General features: G+C 35.1%; 2 protein-coding genes. Both read right to left on the reverse strand.

Annotated elements, in window-relative coordinates:
- Positions 1–247 precede the first annotated feature (247 nt).
- A complete protein-coding gene (xerA, locus tag CL181_RS00005) occupies positions 248–1,207 on the reverse strand; it encodes a site-specific tyrosine recombinase/integron integrase (RefSeq protein WP_097297197.1) in 960 nt (319 codons plus the stop codon).
- A gap of 385 nt (positions 1,208–1,592) precedes the next feature.
- Positions 1,593–1,800: hypothetical protein (locus tag CL181_RS00010; RefSeq protein WP_097297198.1), on the reverse strand; the 208-nt coding region annotated here is incomplete at its 5' end.

Genomic DNA, 1,800 nt, shown 5'->3' on the forward strand with positions numbered 1-1,800 from the left:
TTAGAAAGACTTCCCACATATGTAATCCTTATTTAAAATAATTTCAAGTTATTTTGATATGATAGGAACCATAATCGTGGTTAACAATTTAGACTATCGACTAAGAATCTGCTTCGAAAAAACAATTAGCTGAGCGCTTCAATTCTAAACAGCATTATAATTATCGAGTGTCTTATCCCAAAATCAATATTCTCTATTATTTTAGAAATATTTTCCGAAAAAGTATAGCGACACGAGATAAAACACTCTATGACAAGCTCATCCTATTTCTCGCGTTGAATTTTGTCAATACTTTCTTTTTGTGTTTTTGTGAAACTTCAGTATATATTTGAGTCGTAATAACGCTTGCATGCCCCAGAATCTCTTGGACTGCTCGTATATCAGCTCCATTATACAACAACATTGTTGCCATAGTGTGTCTCAAGCAATGCGGTGTATAGTGGTTCATGATCTTTGCCTTCTTACAATATTTTTGGAAGATATTCTCAATGGAATATATGCTTAGTCTTTTCTTATCTCTATTTAAAAAAAGTGCCTGCACATCTGTTTGAATATTTTTTCTATGAATTAGGTATTCTTTTATAGCATTCAATACCTCATCGCTCGAAATATAAATTATCCGTTCTTTTCTACCTTTTCCAAAGATTAGAATAGTTCTTTCCTGGGGCTTTATGTCATTAACATTTAGCATTACTAATTCACCAATACGCATACCCGTGGAGAACAGGATTTCCAATATTGCGCAATCACGATAAGCTCTAATCAGATTATTATTTTTTAAGTCTGAGTCGCTCCTTTTTTCCTCTGGCTCCTGTAAGAATTTTATTTCATTATAGGATGCCATTAATAATTTTTTAAGTTCTCTTTCAGACAATACCTTGGGCAATCGTTTGGCAATTTTATATTTTTGCCTTATCTTCCTTGTAGGCGAATCAGCGATTACTCCTTCTTGTTCAACAAAATTAAAGAACACTTTGAGTGTAGCTATTTTTCTTTTAATGGTCGAATCTTTGTAATGATGGTTCTTTTCTAATAGCTCGATGAATTCTCTCACATTTTCCGTAGTAATTTCTTCGATCTCTCTTTGTTTGAATATTTGACTAAAGATCTTTAAATCACTCTTATAGGCTTCCAATGTCCTTTCAGATAAATTTCTATCCACAACTATTGCATTTAGGAATGTCTCGACACAAGACTCGATTTTCATTTTATCATCTCTTTTATTTTCATACAGATAGACATCCTTCGATCAAAAACTAATAAGGAAGTTTTTTTCCCTAAGTTAATGCAAAAATACTATAATCATCGGTCTATTGATTGTCAACAGGTAATAGGATTTTCTTGATTTGCCATTTTTGAATACTTTTACTCTCTATCCTATGGCTTTTATTGTTGCCAATCTAAACCAGATTAATTAACAGAAATGAAATTCATGAATAAATATTTACTCCCACAATCTCCCTTTTTTGTATCGAGCGGTTGGAAAAAGATGTGCATGGATATCAGGCAGGATTTAACTTATGAATGGAAAACAAGGAGCATTTCCCTATAAAAGGAGGCTGGATATCCCCACATCTTCAATGAGTAAGGCATCACCATAAAATAACTTGCGCCGAAAATAACATGCCCCTCTCTCCTCTAAAGGCGGCGCCGTTCCTTCCGGTTATGCTCACATTCAACGCACTTTTGCCGGCATGGCACTGGAGAAGAGAAAAATCGTGAGATGGAACGCTGATTGCGCGGATAACGCGGGCGCGCCGAGCAAAGCTCATACTCGCCAGCTGGTGCAAATCCAGCATG

This window comes from Candidatus Methanoperedens sp. BLZ2 (assembly GCF_002487355.1).
Lineage (GTDB): Archaea > Halobacteriota > Methanosarcinia > Methanosarcinales > Methanoperedenaceae > Methanoperedens.